The 19,213-nt window shown below is 33.6% G+C and carries 21 protein-coding genes; 15 read left to right on the top strand and 6 right to left on the bottom strand.

Annotated features, from left to right (window positions below):
- The first annotated feature begins 142 nt into the window (after positions 1–142).
- Positions 143–688, top strand: a complete 546-nt coding sequence (locus FS802_RS03785; RefSeq protein WP_000534967.1) for a MarR family winged helix-turn-helix transcriptional regulator — start codon at positions 143–145, stop codon at positions 686–688.
- A 195-nt stretch (positions 689–883) separates the two neighbouring features.
- Positions 884–2,083, top strand: a complete 1,200-nt coding sequence (locus FS802_RS03780; RefSeq protein ID WP_033657810.1) for an MFS transporter — start codon at positions 884–886, stop codon at positions 2,081–2,083.
- A 24-nt stretch (positions 2,084–2,107) separates the two neighbouring features.
- Here FS802_RS03780 and FS802_RS03775 read toward each other — a convergent pair whose 3' ends face one another.
- Positions 2,108–2,569 carry a DinB family protein gene (locus FS802_RS03775; RefSeq protein WP_000498023.1) on the bottom strand — a complete coding sequence of 154 codons (462 nt, stop codon included), beginning with the start codon at positions 2,567–2,569 and terminating at the stop codon, positions 2,108–2,110.
- A 171-nt stretch (positions 2,570–2,740) separates the two neighbouring features.
- On the opposite strand from FS802_RS03775, the gene alr reads away from it, so the two are divergent.
- Positions 2,741–3,916 carry an alanine racemase gene (alr, locus tag FS802_RS03770; protein ID WP_144524872.1) on the top strand — a complete coding sequence of 392 codons (1,176 nt, stop codon included), beginning with the start codon at positions 2,741–2,743 and terminating at the stop codon, positions 3,914–3,916.
- A gap of 20 nt (positions 3,917–3,936) precedes the next feature.
- Here the strand turns inward: alr and FS802_RS03765 are convergent, their stop codons facing one another.
- The 3 genes from FS802_RS03765 to FS802_RS03755 are packed head-to-tail and all read right to left on the bottom strand — an operon-like array spanning position 3,937 to position 6,432.
- Positions 3,937–4,650, bottom strand: coding sequence for a class I SAM-dependent methyltransferase (locus FS802_RS03765; RefSeq protein WP_000474000.1), 714 nt, complete (start codon positions 4,648–4,650; stop codon positions 3,937–3,939).
- On the bottom strand, positions 4,643–5,530 hold the full coding sequence (locus tag FS802_RS03760; RefSeq protein WP_001019657.1) for a GNAT family N-acetyltransferase: 888 nt from the start codon (positions 5,528–5,530) through the stop codon (positions 4,643–4,645). Before FS802_RS03760 ends, FS802_RS03765 begins: the two co-directional genes overlap by 8 nt.
- Before the next feature lie 23 nt (positions 5,531–5,553).
- Complete coding sequence (locus FS802_RS03755; RefSeq protein WP_000941389.1) at positions 5,554–6,432, bottom strand: hypothetical protein; 879 nt, start codon at positions 6,430–6,432, stop codon at positions 5,554–5,556.
- 385 nt (positions 6,433–6,817) lie between these two features.
- Between FS802_RS03755 and FS802_RS03750 the strand changes: the two genes are divergently transcribed.
- Positions 6,818–8,026, top strand: coding sequence for a macrolide family glycosyltransferase (locus FS802_RS03750; protein WP_000024483.1), 1,209 nt, complete (start codon positions 6,818–6,820; stop codon positions 8,024–8,026).
- A 169-nt stretch (positions 8,027–8,195) separates the two neighbouring features.
- Positions 8,196–9,041 carry a YitT family protein gene (locus FS802_RS03745; protein ID WP_000831975.1) on the top strand — a complete coding sequence of 282 codons (846 nt, stop codon included), beginning with the start codon at positions 8,196–8,198 and terminating at the stop codon, positions 9,039–9,041.
- Between the two features lie 46 nt (positions 9,042–9,087).
- Here FS802_RS03745 and pdxR read toward each other — a convergent pair whose 3' ends face one another.
- Positions 9,088–10,488, bottom strand: a complete 1,401-nt coding sequence (gene pdxR, locus FS802_RS03740) for a MocR-like pyridoxine biosynthesis transcription factor PdxR (protein WP_000366306.1) — start codon at positions 10,486–10,488, stop codon at positions 9,088–9,090.
- Between the two features lie 130 nt (positions 10,489–10,618).
- On the opposite strand from pdxR, the gene FS802_RS03735 reads away from it, so the two are divergent.
- Together FS802_RS03735 and FS802_RS03730 are read left to right on the top strand one after the other, a co-directional pair.
- The gene (locus FS802_RS03735; RefSeq protein WP_001026086.1) at positions 10,619–11,041 is read left to right on the top strand and encodes a GNAT family N-acetyltransferase; all 423 of its coding nucleotides are present in this window, start codon (positions 10,619–10,621) and stop codon (positions 11,039–11,041) included.
- A 147-nt stretch (positions 11,042–11,188) separates the two neighbouring features.
- Positions 11,189–12,301 (top strand): metallophosphoesterase, encoded by a 1,113-nt coding sequence (locus FS802_RS03730; RefSeq protein ID WP_000411317.1) that lies wholly within the window; start codon positions 11,189–11,191, stop codon positions 12,299–12,301.
- 26 nt (positions 12,302–12,327) lie between these two features.
- On the opposite strand, the gene FS802_RS03725 is transcribed toward FS802_RS03730, so the two are convergent.
- Positions 12,328–12,954 carry a DUF1648 domain-containing protein gene (locus FS802_RS03725; protein WP_033657809.1) on the bottom strand — a complete coding sequence of 209 codons (627 nt, stop codon included), beginning with the start codon at positions 12,952–12,954 and terminating at the stop codon, positions 12,328–12,330.
- A 136-nt stretch (positions 12,955–13,090) separates the two neighbouring features.
- Between FS802_RS03725 and FS802_RS03720 the strand changes: the two genes are divergently transcribed.
- The 8 genes from FS802_RS03720 to esaA form a co-directional block, all read left to right on the top strand.
- Positions 13,091–13,657 carry a GNAT family N-acetyltransferase gene (locus FS802_RS03720; RefSeq protein WP_001181828.1) on the top strand — a complete coding sequence of 189 codons (567 nt, stop codon included), beginning with the start codon at positions 13,091–13,093 and terminating at the stop codon, positions 13,655–13,657.
- Between the two features lie 6 nt (positions 13,658–13,663).
- Positions 13,664–14,203, top strand: coding sequence for a 2'-5' RNA ligase family protein (locus FS802_RS03715; protein ID WP_000270867.1), 540 nt, complete (start codon positions 13,664–13,666; stop codon positions 14,201–14,203).
- Between the two features lie 17 nt (positions 14,204–14,220).
- Entirely contained in the window at positions 14,221–14,706 is a 486-nt protein-coding gene (locus FS802_RS03710) for a GNAT family N-acetyltransferase (RefSeq protein WP_000222829.1), read from the top strand.
- A gap of 12 nt (positions 14,707–14,718) precedes the next feature.
- Positions 14,719–15,090 (top strand): hypothetical protein, encoded by a 372-nt coding sequence (locus tag FS802_RS03705; protein WP_000688084.1) that lies wholly within the window; start codon positions 14,719–14,721, stop codon positions 15,088–15,090.
- Positions 15,087–15,515: a GNAT family N-acetyltransferase gene (locus tag FS802_RS03700; protein WP_000570281.1), complete on the top strand. Its 429-nt coding sequence runs from the start codon at positions 15,087–15,089 to the stop codon at positions 15,513–15,515. Before FS802_RS03705 ends, FS802_RS03700 begins: the two co-directional genes overlap by 4 nt.
- A gap of 32 nt (positions 15,516–15,547) precedes the next feature.
- Entirely contained in the window at positions 15,548–16,429 is an 882-nt protein-coding gene (locus FS802_RS03695; protein ID WP_001224474.1) for a phosphotransferase family protein, read from the top strand.
- Between the two features lie 323 nt (positions 16,430–16,752).
- Positions 16,753–17,049 carry a WXG100 family type VII secretion target gene (locus FS802_RS03690; RefSeq protein ID WP_000918598.1) on the top strand — a complete coding sequence of 99 codons (297 nt, stop codon included), beginning with the start codon at positions 16,753–16,755 and terminating at the stop codon, positions 17,047–17,049.
- Between the two features lie 126 nt (positions 17,050–17,175).
- Positions 17,176–19,213, top strand: a 2,038-nt coding sequence (gene esaA / locus FS802_RS31450; RefSeq protein ID WP_260989057.1) for a type VII secretion protein EsaA, incomplete at its 3' end; no start/stop codon positions are given.

The raw sequence follows: 19,213 nt of genomic DNA, 5'->3' as shown, positions 1-19,213 counted from the left end.
TAGCTAGTCAGTTTGAAAAATCCTGTTTTCATGACAGGATTTTTTGTTTAACAATATTCTTGCAATAAAAGTAAAAATGTGAGTATAATGAAAAAGTAGTTAGGTAAGCTAATTAATTAAAAGGAAAGGAGAGTGAAGATAAATGGGTTCAAAAAATGATTCTCTTCCTTTAGGGATTGGGCCGTATACAGAGTTAATAAAAAAGACAGCATCAGCGGATACGGATCCAATCGCAGCAAAACTTGGTTTGTTAATGTTATGGACGTCTGATAATGTTCTTGATGCTGTTGACGTAGATTTAGCTCCACTTGGTATATCGGAAAGTAAATTAGATTTTTTACTGTTGTTTATTTTGCGTGAAATGGAATCAAATGGGGAAGAAGTGAACATGAGTCCTTCGGATATTGCGAGTCGATTAGGGATAACACGTGCTTCTGTCACTGGCTTATTAGATTGGATGGAGAAACGAGAGTTAATCGTAAGATTTCATCATTCTGAAGATCGAAGAAGGTTAAAAGTGAAAATTACTTCGAAAGGAAAAGAATTAGTAACGCAATCTTTACCAACTTTTTGGTTATCTTGCGCTTCGTTAGTTGACGACTTTAATCAAGAAGAGCGTCAAGTTTTAGAGAAGCTATTAAATAAAATACAAATAAATATGCAGGTGAAATTAGGAGAAGGTAGGTAAATAAGTTGATTATGAGGATCAACTTATTTATTTGGGAATATAATTAGCTTACCTTATTATATGTTTGACTAACTTTTGAGGCAGTCATACTTTTTACGATGTAATTAAAATAAGCAGCAGTTAAAGAAATACCATTTTGCGCACTTTAGAGGTTTTAAATTGATAAAAAAATTGTAATAAGGGAGAGATATTATGATGGAAATAGGAAAGGAAATAAATAGTGAAAAGAATTACACAATAATGACCGTTGTATTATGTTGGTCGGGTATGGTAGTTATGTCTAGCTTATATGTAACAATCCCTTTAATTGCACTATTTTCAGATCTTTTTAATGTTTCACTAGCACAATCTGCAGCTACAGGCAGTATATTTTCTGTTGGATTTGCTATAGGTTGCTTGTTATTTGGGGCAACCTCTGATAAATATGGGCGAAAAAAAGTGATCTTCATTGGATTACTTGCTCTGTCGATTATTTCGTTTTCCTTAGGGTTTGTGGATAGTATATTGTGGCTTGTTATTTTTAGGGGCTTACAGGGTATTGCAGCAGCAACATTTTCTCCGGTAGCGTTAGCTTATGTTGTAGAAATGTTTCCAGTAGAAAAAAAGGTTACAACAATAGGATTTGTTAGTACCGGTTTTTTAGTAGCTGGAATTGTAGGTCAGGTAATAAGTACGGTTGTTAGTCAACATTTTGGATGGCATATGGTGTTCTTTCTTCTTAGCGTGGTCTATATGATTACTGCTGTATGGATTCAATATTCTCTTCCGAAAGGGGAGATATCTCAATCCTATACTGATATTTTGGGACCGATTAAGCAGATGGGCAAAGTCTTTACACATAAAAGCTTAGTATTGAGTTATATGATTGCGTTTGTTTTATTGATGGCTTTTGTTAATATGTATACTGTTTTAGGGAATTATTTGAGCTCTCCTACTTATAATTTAACTGCAGAACAAATCCTTTATTTTCGCTTAGCGGGGTTATTTGGTATGATTCTATCACCAATTGCGGGTCGTTTAACGAAGAGGTTCGAAGTAAGGAAAGTTCTTCAAGGTGGATTGCTGGTCGCTATTTTTAGTCTAAGTGCAATGGGCTTTGTTTCGTATCTGCCCCTTCTAGTCATAATGAGTGTCTGTTTTGTAATAGGTATTGCTATATCCGTTCCGTCTTTAGTTGCTCTTGTCGGCCAATTGGGAGGGAAAGCAAGGGGAATAGCAGTTTCTATCTATACCTTTGTTTTATTTTTAGGTACTAGTATAGGACCCCTCATTTCTATTTATCTTATGAAAATAGGAAGTTATACTCAAACGTTTATTTTATTAGGAATGTTACTTTTTATTGGATTTATTGCTTCTCTATTTATTAATAATGAACGTGTATTTGATGATATGTAAATTGGATAATGAATGAGTGGAAAATCACTCAAATAAAGGAATGCGAGGATCTTTCATATGCTCGCACAATAAAATATGAACTTGCCCACGATGATGATAAAAATGTGAGAGAATTTCAAGTAACCATTCAAACCGAGAATAAGAAACACCCCAATAGGCAGTCATAACTTCTGCTAATTCTTCTTGGGAATAGGAAAGAAATGTTTTAGAGAGAAGATTGTATCCTTCAATCATTATTTGTTGCATATGGGCAATTGTTTCCGGTGTATATTCTAAATAAAAAGTACGTAACTCTTTATCCGTACTACCATTTAAAATGAGTAAATCCGCATGGCAAATCAGAGAAAGATGTGCACACATTTCAAATAAAGATCGCTTCGAGTGAATTGGTTGTATTTTTAAACTATCTTCATTATATTGGTTAAGCATTTGAATAGAAGTATCAACAGCAACTTGTAGTTGATGCAATGCAGATTGTACAAACATTGTAATTCTCCTCTTCTCCGTATATAATAGTTTCTTAAGAGTATTATATCATACTCAAAATTCCGAAAATTCTAGTAGTTTGACTAGCATATTGAAAAGTATTATATTGTAAAAGGTCATATGAAACGTGAAATAGAATGGAATGCAATTATTGAGTTAGGAGTTAGACCAATGAGTTTGAAATATGGAAGAGATACAATTATTGAAGTTGACTTAAATGCAGTAAAACATAATGTAAAAGAATTTAAAAAGCGTGTGAATGATGAAAATATTGCAATGATGGCTGCTGTAAAAGCAAATGGGTATGGCCACGGGGCGGTTGAAGTTGCGAAAGCTGCTATTGAAGTAGGAATAAATCAGCTTGCAGTTGCATTTGTAGATGAAGCGATAGAGTTAAGAGAAGCAGGAATTAACATGCCGATTTTAATTTTAGGTTATACATCAGTAGCAGCTGCGGAAGAGGCAATTCAATATGACGTTATGATGACTGTTTATAGAAGTGAAGATTTACAAGGTATAAATGAAATCGCAAACCGTCTTCAAAAGAAAGCGCAAATTCAGGTGAAAATTGATACAGGAATGAGTCGTATCGGTTTACAAGAAGAAGAGGTTAAACCATTTTTAGAAGAATTAAACCGTATGGAGTATGTAGAGGTAGTAGGAATGTTTACACATTACTCTACGGCAGATGAAATTGATAAATCATATACGAATATGCAAACAAGTTTATTTGAGAAAGCTGTCAATACAGCAAAAGAATTAGGAATTCATATTCCATATATTCATAGTTCAAATAGTGCAGGTTCAATGGAGCTTAGCAATACATTTCAAAATATGGTCCGTGTAGGTATTGGAATATATGGAATGTATCCTTCAAAAGAGGTAGATCATGCAGTCGTTTCTTTACAGCCTGCGTTGTCGTTAAAATCAAAAGTAGCTCATATTAAACATGCGAAGAAGAATCGCGGTGTAAGTTATGGGAATACGTATGTAACGACTGGTGAAGAATGGATTGCAACTGTACCGATTGGTTATGCTGATGGCTATAATCGTCAGTTATCTAATAAAGGGCATGCATTAATAAATGGAGTTCGAGTACCTGTTATTGGCCGTGTTTGTATGGATCAGCTCATGTTAGACGTTTCAAAAGCAATGCCAGTACAAGTTGGGGACGAAGTAGTATTCTACGGTAAACAAGGCGAAGAAGAAATTGCGGTAGAAGAAGTAGCGGATATGTTAGGTACAATTAACTATGAAGTTACATGTATGTTAGACAGAAGAATCCCGCGAGTTTATAAAGAAAATAATGAAACGACTGCTTTCGTAAATATACTAAGAAAAAACTGAATCGATATGATTCAGTTTTTTTATTTTTGACAAATGAAAAATGCTCTATTTGTACCGTGTAGTTGAATATTCTTAAAACCAACGGATTTCAACAAAGATATTATTTCTTCATTGGAATAACAAGCTTCTTCAAAAGTAAAGTCACTTCTTTTCCAATTATTATCTATATCATGTTGAAATAGTATAAAGTTCATTTCTGCTTTTTTATTTTCGTTATCATATGTAGAATCAATCGTACATACATATTCTTCCGCTGAAATATGAAATGAAGCAATCCATTTTTCAAGAAAACCTTTCTCCATATTCATATCAAATGCAAAAGTACCTCCATCATATAATGCTAAATAAACATGATGAAAAGTATCTTTGAGCTCATCTAATGTCAGTATATGATTTAAACTATCACCTGCTGAGATGACATAGTGGAAAGGCTCATCTACTTTAAAAAAGCGTGCATCGCCGACGATAAAGGATGCATCTGGCGCATTGTGAAGTGCGTGTTCGATCATTTTTGCAGAACCGTCTATACCAGTTACTATAAAATTATGATCAAGTAGTTTCCTAGTAAGATGACCAGTCCCGCAGCAAAGATCTAATATACGGGAGTGGGGAGGAGCGTCTTGTAAAACGAATTTATGATAGGCTGGATAGGAGTGTTCAGCAAAATGTCCCCAATGTTTATTATAGATGTCTGCAAAAATATTATAATTAGAATAAATTGGTTTTTTAAACATATGTATTCTCCTCAAAATTCATTACATTATAATAGTCATGCTTCGTTTTTATTTCAAAACCACATTGTGTATATAGCTTTAAAGCGTGGTTATTTTTCGTTTCGACGTCCAATTCAATTGTTGAAATTCCTTTTGTAATAAGGGTATGTACCATATAACTAAGAATATCTTTACCATATCCTTTACCTTGATAAGAAGGATGAACGGCGAATCCTGATAGTGTAGTAGATTGTTCTTGCTCAGAAACTGTAATCGTTCCTATCAATTTTTCGTTGATAAGAGCACTGTAAACTTGATGAGAAGGTGAATTCATCATTTTTTGTAACCATATAGCGGTATTTTCTGCTGAATCTCCAAAAGCTTTACTGGAAATTTCAATAAGATCAAGAAGTGATTCTGAAGAGGCAAGAGGGAACTGTATAGTATTCTTTGGTGTTTTTTGAACTTCTTTTGCTTTGAACTCCATACTATATTCACTATATAAATAAGGTAACTTCATATGTTTTGCAAATTCTTTCCCGGAAATAGAATCTCCATTCGTAATAAGAAGAGCTTCATCTGCCTCTCTTATTCGTATTTCTTTTATTGCAGCTTGTAAAAGAGTAGTGCCTATATGTTGTTTCCTATAGTTCGGATGAACAAACCCTATTAACTCCAGTTTTGTTGGTCTTTCAAAGTCATACATACTTAATGAACCGATTAATTGAGTATCGTCATAAAGTAGAAAATCATTTATCTCTTCATTAGTACGAGCAGTTAAAAAGTTTATATGTAAATTTGACGAATAATCAATTTGATCGTATTCCCCGCAAATATGAGCTAAATCTTTCATTTGCTGAATTGCATTTGCTGTTAAAGATTTCTTTTGTTCAATATTCATTTCATAATCCCTCTCATTCGTATTTAAAAATAGACTGGATGACTTAGCCACTTTTCTAACTCCACGCTGCCCTGAACAGATAATAATCGGTACAAATATCGATAGGGATGTCTACATTCTTCAAGACGGGGAATGGGCATAATGGTTTCGTAACCTTGTTTAAAAGCATGAGCCTCTTTTTCAGTAAATATATATTCTAAGCCGATAAAATCAAACTCCCGGGGAGCAACTGCGTAGGCTTCTGTATCTACTAATCCCGTAATAGTTGTACCATCTGATAAAAACTGAGTAGGGTCCATATCAATTAAAACGAGCGTTGATTCCTTTGGTGCTGGTAAGGAAGAAAGTTGTGATTCAAAAGTAGGAAATGCATTTTGTATGCTTTCATTATCGGAATAAAACATATTCACAATCTCTTTACTCACATTCAAAATGTGTGATTGGAATTCATCTAGTGTAACTTGAAATGAGCCTGGTACATTTCCTATGTAATCGGTTTTAAATTTATGTATTTCTGCAAGCCCTTTTCCTAGATTGAATAAAATAGAATCTGGTTGCCCGATAAAAGATTGAACTGTGTTACCTACTAACTTTTCGGCTACAACGAACTCACGACCATTTAAAATATGTTTTTCTAATATTGCGGGGATAGGAAGATTAGTATGTGCTTGCAACAATGTATGTACAGCTTCTAAATGATGTACGTTCCTTGGGTCAATTCCAAATAGGTTTTTACATCCCCACCAAAAATCATTGTTTGGCTCTTCCGTTATTTTTGAGGAACGAACAATAACTTCTTCAGCTGCTGTTTTAACAAGAAACACATCGCTTGCATGGTCTTCATAACCTGGGTGTAAAGTTTGGACAGATAAAATAGGTGAAGTGAATAGTTGTTGTAGCATAAAAACGCTCCTTTTTCTGTAAATTCTATAAATTCATTATATAACAGAATATGTTCCAAGTGGATAATGATAGGGACAACATAGAACTTAAATAAATTTATAGTGAGAAATCAGTGTGAAAATTATATTTTTCTACTTTTGTATGAATTATCAAAATAATATTTCTGATGATAAATCTGTAAAAACACCCGAATGTAAATCTCTTATTTTCAGTAAATGAAGAGTTAAGCGCTCTTTTATAAGAATTATAATGTTGGTTATGAAAAATATTTCTCAATAATAAAATGAAGAGAAAAATGTGAAGAAATAGAATAGATTCCTTTATAATAGTTTTAAATTAATTAATATAATTAATTATTAATAATATTAGATAGGAGAGAATATGATGGCAAATGTACTCGTAATAAATTTCCCTGGAGAAGGTCATATAAATCCGACTTTAGCTATTGTAAGTGAGTTAATTCGGCGAGGGGAGACAGTTGTTTCGTATTGTATTGAAGATTATAGAAAGAAGATTGAAGCAACAGGTGCAGAATTCCGAGTGTTTGAGAATTTCCTCTCTCAAATTAATATTATGGAACGAGTAAATGAAGGTGGGAGTCCTTTGACGATGCTATCTCATATGATTGAGGCATCAGAGCGTATTGTGACTCAAATTGTAGAAGAAACAAAAGGAGAAAAGTACGATTACTTGATATACGATAATCATTTTCCCGTAGGACGTATTATAGCCAATGTTTTAAAATTACCTAGCGTTTCTTCTTGTACAACATTTGCTTTTAATCAGTACATTACTTTTAATGATGAACAAGAATCAAGACAAGTAGATGAAACGAATCCATTATATCAATCTTGTTTAGCGGGAATGGAAAAATGGAATAGGCAGTATGGAATGAAATGTAATAGTATGTATGATATTATGAATCATCCTGGTGATATTACTATCGTATATACTTCAAAAGAATACCAGCCGCGTTCAGATGTATTCGATGAATCGTATAAGTTTGTCGGCCCATCAATTGCTACTCGAAAAGAAGTAGACAGCTTTTCTATGGAGGATTTAAAAGATGAAAAATTGATTTTCATTTCTATGGGAACAGTTTTTAATGAACAACCTGAACTATATGAAAAATGTTTTGAAGCGTTTAAAGATGTAGAAGCGACAGTCGTATTAGTAGTTGGTAAGAGGATAAATATAAATCAATTTGAAAACATTCCGAATAACTTTAAGTTGTATAATTACGTACCGCAATTAGAAATATTACAGCATGCTGATGTATTCGTGACACATGGTGGTATGAATAGTTCGAGTGAAGCACTATATTACGGTGTCCCGTTAGTTGTAATTCCTGTAACAGGAGATCAGCCTTTAGTTGCGCAACGAGTGACTGAAGTAGGGGCTGGAATAAGGATTAATCGTAAAGAATTAAGTTCTGAATTGTTACGTGAGACTGTAGAGAAAGTAATGGATGATGTAACGTTTAAAGAAAATAGTCGTAAAGTTGGAGAGTCACTTCGAAATGCTGGTGGGTATAATAGGGCAGTTGATGAAATATTAAAAATGAAAATGAATTCATACTCAAAACTTAAATAAATGTTTGGAGCACACTTACTGTAATATGTAAGTGTGTTTCTATAAATAAATTACATAAAAAATCACTGTAAAGGTGAAACTTTTGTGTATATAAACTCATATCTTTGAATCAGTAGTAAAATTACGTTAAAATAATACTAAGAAAATACATAAGTTTTGGGGGTAATGAATGAAAAGAGTATTTGAATACGTATTATTAACAATTGGATCGATTATTGTAGCGGGTTCATTAGAGCTTATTTTAGCACCTAATGGCTTAGTAGATGGCGGGGTAACGGCCATTGCTATTATGGCAAATAAAGTTGCTGGATTACCGCTTTACGGAGTGTTTTTAGGACTTAATATTCCTATCCTGCTATTTACCGCAAAAGTAATGGGGAAGAAGTTCTTCATCCGTACATCTTATGCAAATGTAGTTACAACACTCGGATTAATCTATTTAAAACCATTTCCGGCGATTACAACTTCTGAATTATTAATTGTACTTTATGGTGGCGTACTGTTTGGAATAGGCGTTGGGATTGTTGTTAAAATGGGTGGAGCAATAGATGGATCAGAAATGTTAGCGGTTTGGATGAACAAACACTTTAAAGTACCGATTAGTACATTTTTACTTGCTGTAAATGCAGTTATTTTCACATTTGTAGCGATTTTATTTTCAATCGAACAAGCGATGTTCTCATTAGCAATTTTCTATATTGTTACGAAGATGATTGATTTCATATTAGATGGTATTAATCAAGGAAAGAGCGTCATGATTATTTCTGGTAAAAATAAAGAAATAGGCGATCTGCTTATGAAAGAATTGCAATTATCCGTTACGTATCTACATGGAGAAGGTGGTTTTTTAGGAGAACATAAGAGAATCATTTATTGTATTACAAACCGTTTCATTTATCCAAAAATGAAAGATCTCGTTCTCTCTGTAGATCCAACTGCTATCATTGAAGCTTCCTATTCAACAGAAACAACTGGTGTCAAACGTCCGGGAAGGGCAGCGAGATCAGAAAAATAGTGAATGAAAATAGCTCCACGTAAGTATAACTTACGTGGAGCTATTCTTATTTAGGGAACCAGGCCTTTTTCAGTAATTGAACTACAGTTTCGATACAATCCTCTGGAATACTGCCAAAACCGAGCAATACATACGACTCATCCATTACATTATGAACCGAATCGTATGTGGAGAGAGGGTATAACTTAATACGTTCTTTTGCGGCTGCATGAATAAGTTCTTGTTCATTCATTCCGTTATGAACGTGAAGTACAATATGAAGTCCGGATTGTTCACCGAGTATATGAACGTTATTTCCCATCTCGTTTGTAATAGATTTAATTAAAGAAATATGTTTTCTTTTATATAACGTCCGACTGCGGTTAATATGACGTTCCCAATCACCATTTTGAATAAAGGTGGCAAAGGTAAGTTGTTGCAGCGTAGAAACTGTTTGTTTAAACATACCACCAAGCTCTTCATAGGCTCTTAACAGATGAGGTGGTAAAACAATATATCCCATTCGTAAAGAAGGTAAAAAAGATTTCGAGAAAGTTCCCATATAAATAACGCGTTCATTTGCATCTAGTCCTTGTAAAGAAGGAATAGGTTTTCCTATATAACGGAATTCCCCGTCGTAATCATCTTCAATAATATAGCCCTTACAATCATTCGCCCATTTTAATAACTCGAGTCTTCTAGATAACGGCATAATGATTCCAAGTGGAAATTGGTGAGATGGAGTGACATACGCTACATTACAACCCGATTCACGTAAAGCGGAAATATGAATCCCTTTATTATCTAAAGGGATGGGGTGAACGGTAAGACCAGAACTTTGAATCATAGCAGGAATACGGTGAAATCCAGGGTTTTCGATTCCGAATTCCTTTTTTGAACCAAGTAGTTGAAGTAGTAGCCAAAGAAGAGGCTGCGTACCTGCTCCAATAATAATTTGATCAGGTGAAGAATGTACCCCGCGAGCATGATATAAATACTTTGAAATATGTTCTCGTAGAACGAGCTCACCTTGTGGATCTTCCTTAGCAAATAATTCATTTTCATACTGAAATAAAGTTTCGTGTATTGCTCTTTTCCAGTTTGTTATTGGAAAAGCTTTTTGATCAATAAGTCCTTGACTACAATCATAATCATATTGTTCGTCTTTTTTATTGTTAGCACTGTTTGACGCAATTTGCTGTTTCTTTTGAATGACATCAATATCAACTTCTGCAACAAAAATCCCACGTTTCGGTTTGCTTTCTACATACCCTTCAGCTAGTAATTGTTGATAAGCGGATTCCACTGTAATACGGCTCACATTAAGTTGTACTGCTAAATTTCTGTGAGAAGGAAGGCGTGTACCGGCACATAGTGACCCATGAGAGATTTCTCGTTTCATATATTCATAAATTTGTAAGTAAAGGGGTGTTTTACTTTGTAATACTAATGGGATAGTCAGATCCATTCGTGGACGCTCCTTTTCATACTGGCCTTATAAAAAAGAATAAAACTGTCACTTAAGCTAAGGGCAGTGGCTTTCTATAATGATGATATAACATTTAGAAAATTTTATAAATAGTAAGGGGAGAATCAAAATGAATATTAGAGAAGTAGTAACAGAAGCGGATTTACATGATGTATTTCCCGTATTACAGCAGTTACGAACGAAACTTTCAAGAGAAGAAGCAAGTTCTTTGTTTCAAAAAATGAAAGAAGAGAATTATAAACTATTTTCGCTACGTAATGAAGAGCATGAAGCAGTTAGTCTAGCTGGTGTAGCGATTTGTACGAATTTTTATAATGAGAAACATGTTTTCGTATATGATCTTGTAACTGCGGAAGCACACAGATCAAAAGGATATGGTAAAGTTCTGCTGTCATATGTAGAAAAATGGGGGAAAGAAAAAGGGTGCAGCTCTATCGTTCTTACATCTGCGTTTCCAAGAATGGATGCACATCGTTTTTATGAAAGAGAGGGCTATGATAAGGTAAGCTATTCTTTTTATAAAGAGCTATAATATTAAGTAGGTTCCATGTTTAAAAATATATGGAACCTATTTTCTTTTCTGGATTTGAGCTAGCAACAGGTCCAGTAATATAATTTGTCGAATATTAGAAAATAACAAGGGAATATTGAATTTGGAGAATGTTAGGAGCGTTTATACTTGGAAAAAATAAAGAAATTATCTATACCAAATGATGGAAGAGTCATCATTATTTCTGATATTCATGGAGAATTAAATCTTTTTAATGAACTACTACATAAAGTTAATTTTAAAGATGAGGATTATTTAATTATTAATGGTGATCTTTGTGAGAAAGGAAGAAATAGCATTGGCGTCGTAAACTATGTGATGGATCTAGTAGTTAGCAAGCCAAACGTTTATGTAATTGAAGGGAATTGTGAAGTTGTAGTTGAAGCACTTGTGAATGAAAATCCCGCGCTAATAAATTATTTATGTACGCGAAAGAATACAATTTTTAATGAGTGGCTAGCGGAATTGAGTGTTACCGTTAATGAAGAAAGTGATATTTGTGAAGTGAAAAACATATTGATGGGGCATTTTTCAAAAGAAATAAAGTGGCTAACAGAATTACCAACAGCGATTGAAACAGAAGATTATATTTTTGTACATGCTGGCCTTGATGATAAAGAAGATTGGAAAGAAACAGTGCGCAAAAATGCGATAGCAATGCCAGAGTTTTTCAATAAATCACATAGAGCAAATAAGTATGTAGTTGTCGGTCATTGGCCTGTTGTAAACTATTCAGACAAGGCACCGTCTAACAATCCAGTTATTGATGAGGAGAAAAAGATTATTGCAATTGACGGTGGAAATGCGATTAAAGAAGCAGGACAATTAAACGCATTTATCATTCAAAGGACAAGAGCAGGTGATACGTTTTCTTATACATATGTAGACTATTTTCCAGAGTTTGAAGTGATAGCGGATTTTAATGCGAACACATCAATGCAGGGCGGGGTGACATATCCGTATTATTACATAGATCCTATAGAGAAGATGAAAGATTATACGGTATGTAAGCAAAGAGAAACGAATAAATTACTCTCTGTGAAAAATGAATATATTAGGCAACTTAATTCAGGTGAATACACAGTGAAAACCGATATTTCTTGTGCACAAATAAGTGTAAGAAAAGGGGACATTGTGTCTCTCATTGATAATAGCTGCTCAGGATATGATTTAATTAAAAGAGACGGAGTAGAAGGCTGGATAGAGAAAGGTATTTTAGTTGAGATAGAAAAGATGAAATAGGAGGTATGGAGCCTCCTATTTTTTTATTACCTTTTTAAATGAGTAGATTGCTTGCTGTCTTTCATAAGTAAGTAAATCGTACTCGGTAAAATGGCAAGCGTCATTCCTAAAATAATTACGATTATAGCATAACCTCTATACGGAACAGGAACGATAAATGGAAGCCCGGCTAGGAAAATACCTGCTATTATCATTGAAATACTACAAATATTTGAAGCTCTTTTTTCAAGGTGTTTATCATTCCATTCCAATGAAACCGTTGATTTACTCGTATTAATTTTGGAACTGAAATAGCCTATTAATATAAATAAAAGCCCTAATGCTAAAAATATTAAATGATCAAGAGGAAGAGTGAAGCCAAGAGCGATGAGAGCAATGACAATATCGACAAAAAATAAAAATAGTAAAATTGTGTTGCCAATCCAAAGGAGAAATTTCTGGTTACTCGCTGCTTTAGATAAAGCTAAAAATAAAAAGAATAAGAAGGTACATATAATTATATTTACGATAACAAAAGTGCTTTTATCCATTGTTGATGTAGGCGTTCCATTGAAGTCCCATTTTGTAACAATACGTAATGGTAAGAAGAAATAGAGAATAATATTTGTTGTAATAATAGTGAGAAATAAAGTAATACTAAATCGATTATTCATTGAATCACCAGCTTTCCACATGAATAATTGGTATCTTATAACAAAATTATACAATATAATAAAGGATATTTGTTTTGATTTTTCTGAAAAAATATTATAATTATATATGAAATAAAGAGGAGTGTAGGAGGAAATTATGCAAAACGTAAGAGTAAAAGGGGATAAAGTTACAATTCGTGCAATTGAAGAATCAGATATAAAAACATTATGGGATCTCGTATTTAAAGAAGAAAATCCAGAATGGAAAAAATGGGATGCACCGTATTTTCCGTTTTCAATGCAAGAATACTCGTCTTATAAAGAGAAGATGAAAACTCGTTTAAAAGAAGAACCTCTATCCAATTTAATTATAGAAAATAACGGTCAAATTATAGGGACAATCGGGTTTTATTGGGAATATAAACCGACGCGTTGGTTAGAGATGGGGCTTGTTATTTATAATCCAAATTACTGGAATGGTGGTTATGGTACAGAGGCGTTAACGTTATATCGAGATTTACTATTTGAAAAGATGGAGATTGGCAGAGTAGGAATCACGACTTGGTCTGGCAATGAACGAATGATGAAAGTAGCGGAGAAAATAGGAATGAGCTTAGAAGGTAGGATGCGAAAATGTCGTTATTATAACGGGACGTACTATGATTCTATTCGAATGGGAATGATTCGTGAAGAATGGGAAGCGTTATATGTAACGAAGGGGTAAGGAAGTATGTACGCTATTATTGCTACATTTGATCGTGTGTTTACTAATAAAATTATAGAATTACAAAATGAAATAACAAATATCATTGGCACAAATCAATTAGCAGGAGTAGAACCTCATATTACATTAGCTGATTACAATGAGTTAGATGTTAACTTGTATACTAAGAAACTAGAGGAGTTTGTAGCTGTTCAAGCGAATATGGCTGAGGTAATTTTTCCTTCTGTTGGAATTTTTCCTACTAACGGAACAATCTTTCTAGCACCGACCATTACAGATGAATTGATAAGGTTTCATCATTTTTATCATGATTATTTTAAAATTTTTCATGATAATTTAAATTCATATTACGTGCCAGGAAAATGGGTTCCGCATTGCACGATTGCAAATAGGTTACATGCAAATCAGTTTTTAAGTGTAATGGAATATATATATGAAAAATTTGATTATGCAACAGCTTCAATTGAGAAATTAAAATTAATTAAAGTGAATTATGAAAATGGTTCTGCCATTTCTTCTAGTATATTAGCAGAATATAATTTATAAAGAATGGAGACAACGAGATGACATATGTAATTAGAGAAATGAAGCAAGAAGATATTCACGCTGTACAATCCGTAGCGAAAATAGCTTGGCATGATACATACGAAAGAATTATTCCGAGAGAGATTCAAGACAGATTTTTAGACGAGGCCTATTCTGATGAAAAAATGAAATATCGTCTTGAAAATACACATTTATTCGTTGCGGAAGACGAGGGAGAAGTAATTGGCTTTGCGAATTTCTCGCCTGTTAGACTGCAAAACGAAGCAGAATTAGGAGCGATTTATTTGTTACCAGATCAGCAAGGGAAAGGGGTAGGAAGTGCTTTATTACAAAAAGGGTTAACGGAATTAAAAGGAATTCGGAAACTATACATTCATGTAGAAGCAGCGAATGAAAAAGGAAAACGTTTTTATGAAGCGAAAGGTTTTGCACAATTAGAGGAATTTGAAGAAGATTTTGAAGGACATATGATGCAGACAGTAAGGATGGTTTTATACGTATAGGGAGGATTAGTAATGAAAATTTTTGATTTTAGTGAAAAAGTGGGAAAGAAAATCTCAGCATTTCAATCTAATTTCATAATGTCAAAAATATTAAACCATCAAGGAAATGTACATATCGGTGCTATGCATTTACGAGAGAATGGAATAATTGGATATCATGAAGCAGTTGCATCACAGCTGCTTCTTATTGTGGACGGAGAAGGATATGTATGCGGAGCAGATAAAGAAAAAGTGAAGGTGGAAGCGGGACAAGCTGTGTTTTGGGAGAAGGACGACTCTCATGAAACGAGTACGGAACAGGGATTGATGGCAATTGTGATTGAGTCGGAGGAACTTGAACGAGCAATATTAATGCCTATTAAAGAGGAGAGTTGTGAAAAATGATAGAAAAGGCGAATCGGGAAGAAACGGACGAAATAATACAATATGCAGCTCAATCGCTTTTTGAAGGAACGAGGGGAAATTGTCAGTTAAGTACAGAGAAAGCAATTGAAATTACAAGGCCGATTGTAGAAAAGGGAGCATATTATTTAGTCGTTAAAAAAGAAAACAATGTAATGGGGTGGATATTAATAGGGGAAAATACGGACTATTTTTCTCACAAAAAACTAGGGTTTATATACGAATTGTATGTTTTTCCAGAGTACCGCGGAAAAGGGTTGTCAAGAAAGTTAATGGGGGCTGGTATTAAGGAATTACAAAAAAATTATTCAGAAATTCGTTTGAATGTATTTGCTGGAAATTTTGCGAAAGAGATGTACGAAGAGCTTGGTTTTGTTGAAAGACAGGTAATTATGACTTTGAAGTGAGAACAATAGGCTTGAACGGGAGGAGGGAAAGAATGAGAAAAGAAAATGAGTATATTTCGTATTTACAAAGAGTATGTCCTGAATTAAAAATAAGATCCGCTTATATAAATGAAATAGGCCAAAATAATGATGTATTAATTGTAAATAAAAATATAGTATTTCGTTTCCCGAAATATGAAAAAGGTATTCAGAAACTGCGAATAGAAACGCAGTTGCTAGAGAAAATAAGACCCTTCATTACGCTTCAAATTCCCAACCCGAGTTATCAAGGGTTTCAAGATGAAGTACCAGGGAAAGTATTTGCAGGATATGAAATGATTGAAGGGGACCCGTTTTGGAAAAATATCTTTACGGGAATAAATGAAGAAAAACAATTACAGAAACTTGCGTGCACATTGGCGGGATTTTTAAAAGAGTTGCACGAAATTCCGTTATCTATATTTGAAGGTATTATGCAATATGATAGTGCTGATATGTATTCAGAAATAAATAGTTTATATAGTCAATTAAAAGATTATGTTTATCCATACATGAGAGAAGAGGCAAAAAAAGAAGTTTCATTATCTTTTGAAACGTATTTAAATGAAGAGAGTCATTTTAATTTTACACCGAGTCTCGTTCATGGGGATTTTGGCATGACAAACATTTTATATAGTGCAACAAAAAAGGATATTTCAGGAGTCATAGATTTTGGTGGTGCGAGCATTGGGGATCCTGCTTATGATTTTGCAGGGATATTAGCTAGTTATGGAGAGGAGTTTTTACAACTATTTGCAGCCTATTACCCTAATTTAGAAGCAGTAAAGGAACGAATGTATTTTTATAAAAGTACATTTGCGCTTCAGGAAGCGTTATTTGGGGTGATTAATAATGACAAGAAAGCTTTTAGAGCTGGAATAGCCCAATATGTTTAAAAATTTGATTGGTGAGAATGAACAGTCAGTGGAGAAGGGAAAATAGTGATTTAGTGAGCACTTTATTGCTGGAATTTAAAATGGAAAAGTCCTTAAAGATATATATATAATAAAAGGTTTTCTTTAAATTTATAGTTGATTTATAGAGTATGCCTAAAAACACTGAATTAATATTATATAATATAGTGTTATTATAGTAAAAGAGAAATTTTGGAAAAATATCATTTTTTTGTTTAGAAATTTTTAAATTATTGATATAATCAATTTGTAGAATTGATTATTGGTTAATTTTACTATTTTTAAATTTTAAGGGGGATTTATTCATGGCAGGACAAATTCGCATGTCACCAGAGGAGCTTAAATCGAAAGCGACTCGATATGGACAAGGTGCAAATCAAATTGAGGACATTTTACGTCAACTACAAAACTTACAAAATGAATTAAGAGGAGAATGGGAAGGTCGTGCTTTCGAAGGTTTTGATCAACAGTTCAATCAATTAAAGCCAAAAGTACAAAACTTCGCAGAGTTATTACAAGAAATTAATATGCAGCTTAATAAAACTGCAGAAGCTGTTGCAAGACATGACGAAGATCTTTCTCGTAATTTCGGTCTACAATAAGACAGATAAAAAGAACTATATAATTTAGCCATGCAACCATACGTTGTATGGCTAAATTACTTTAAAATTAGAGTAAGATACGAAGTCTTTAACTTAAAAGACTCGCAGTCGCAGGAGTGATAGGTAGTGAAAAAGTTCAAGTGGAGCATCTTGTTGTTTATTATTTTAGCTCTTGTGTTATCAACAGGGGTCTCCTATTTAGCGTTAAATCAAAATGTTAAGAAAGCAAATGAGAATACTACGCAAAAAATGACAGTTGCATTGGTAAATGAAGATCAAGGTACTGTATTTGAAGGTAATAAAATAGCGTTTGGAGATCAATTTGTTAAAAATGTAAATAAAAATACGAAACAAGAATGGTACGTAGTAAGTCGTGGTGTAGCAGAAAGTGGTTTGAAAAATAATAATTACAATATGATGATTGTAATACCTAACGATTTTTCTAGAAAGGCTGTTGCAATTGATTCAGAACTTCCAGAGAAATTAACTTTAAATTACAAAGTAAATGCAACTGGGAATAAAGATTTGAAAGCTGAGGCAGAAAATACAGCTTCTGCTATTTTAGAAGATTTTAATAAGCAAATCATCGACGTTTATTTTGCAAGTGTTATCGGTAAGTTGCAAGGTGCACAAGATAATATAGGTAAAATAATTGAAAAAGGGACCAATCAAACGACTATGTATAAAAAAGATGTACATAGCCCGTTGGCAAATTATACAAACCAATTTAAAACGGTACAAGATTACACTGGTATTTCTGTTAATAGTTTTAAAGGATTCCAAGATGTTTTAAAAGGGTTTGGACAAGCATTAGATGAAGGGAATAAATCTAATAATACGTATTTAGAAGGATTTAATAACTTTCAAAAAATACAAACTGATAATAATCTGTTAGCGAATAATTTTACAAATCAATTTAATCAGTATATGAGTGATATGAATTCAGGCGATGTTTTAAAGCAGTTAAGCGCATTAGAATCTGCGAATAAAATTATCGCAAATCAGTTTACACTTTCAGAGAAAGATCCTAATATTTTAGCTGATGCTTCAACAATACAAAAATATTTAACGGATGTAAAAAAACAAGTGTCAGAATATGATACAGAACTTGCAGAGAAATTAGAAAGTGACATGCAAGCGACAATCCTTAAACGATTACAAAAGTCTATATCAAATGATGGACAACACGAAGTAGTTATAAATTCGTTAATGAAACAACCAGATATTCGTATCAAGCAACAAATTGAAAATTTAATTACAAAGTTGCCTAGTATGAACATGGAAGAAATCGTTCAAAGTGATTTGCCTGATGTAACGAAAGTACAACTGAAAAACGTAATCCAATTTACGAATAAATATAATAAAGAAAATAATTTTAATTATGAACCAGTAAATAAAATATCTTTAGGGAATTCAATTAAAGAAGTAAAAGCAAGTTTGTCTAAAGATGGGATTATATTCAGTGATACAGCGAAAGTAATTCGAATGGATTCTTCACAAACTATGAATATAAGTATTCCTAGTGGCTTTGAGTTATATGGAAGTACAGATTCACTATTAATTGATGGTGTGGACCGTACAAGTGAATTCTTGCAAAACGGAGCAGTTGCAATATCAGCACGTAATGAGGGAGATTTGAAAATTAGTCTTCATGTGAAGCTAATAGATCCAAGTATCAATATAGATGTTTTCTCTCCTGTAACATGGGAATGGAAATTGAATGGTAATTACGAAAAAGAAACTAGTACTGGAAAAGAAGAACCTAAAAAAGAAGAACCAAATAAAGAAAATGAAGGAACAAAAACAGATAACAGCAAGGTAGAAAATGTAGTTAATAAAACGCAGTATGGAATAATGCCGCTAGTAAACACTGTTAACAAGCCTATCATTCAAAAGACAGAACAGAGTAATAATAACACCGAAGGAAACCCAGGAGGCGGAACGGGAACAGATAATGGAGGAAACCCAGGAGGCGGAACGGGAACAGATAACGGAGGAAACCCAGGAGGCGGAACGGGGACAGATAACGGAGGAAACCCAGGAGGCGGAACGGGAACAGATAACGGAGGAAACCCAGGAGGCGGAACGGGAACAGATAACGGAGGAAACCCAGGAGGCGGAACGGGGACAGATAACGGAGGAAACCCAGGAGGCGGAACGGGGA

It is taken from the genome of Bacillus sp. DE0042 (genome assembly GCF_007680225.1).
GTDB classification, from domain to species: domain Bacteria; phylum Bacillota; class Bacilli; order Bacillales; family Bacillaceae_G; genus Bacillus_A; species Bacillus_A wiedmannii.
Note: the sequence above shows the minus strand (reverse complement) of the source record. Positions and strands in the feature narration are given on the sequence as shown.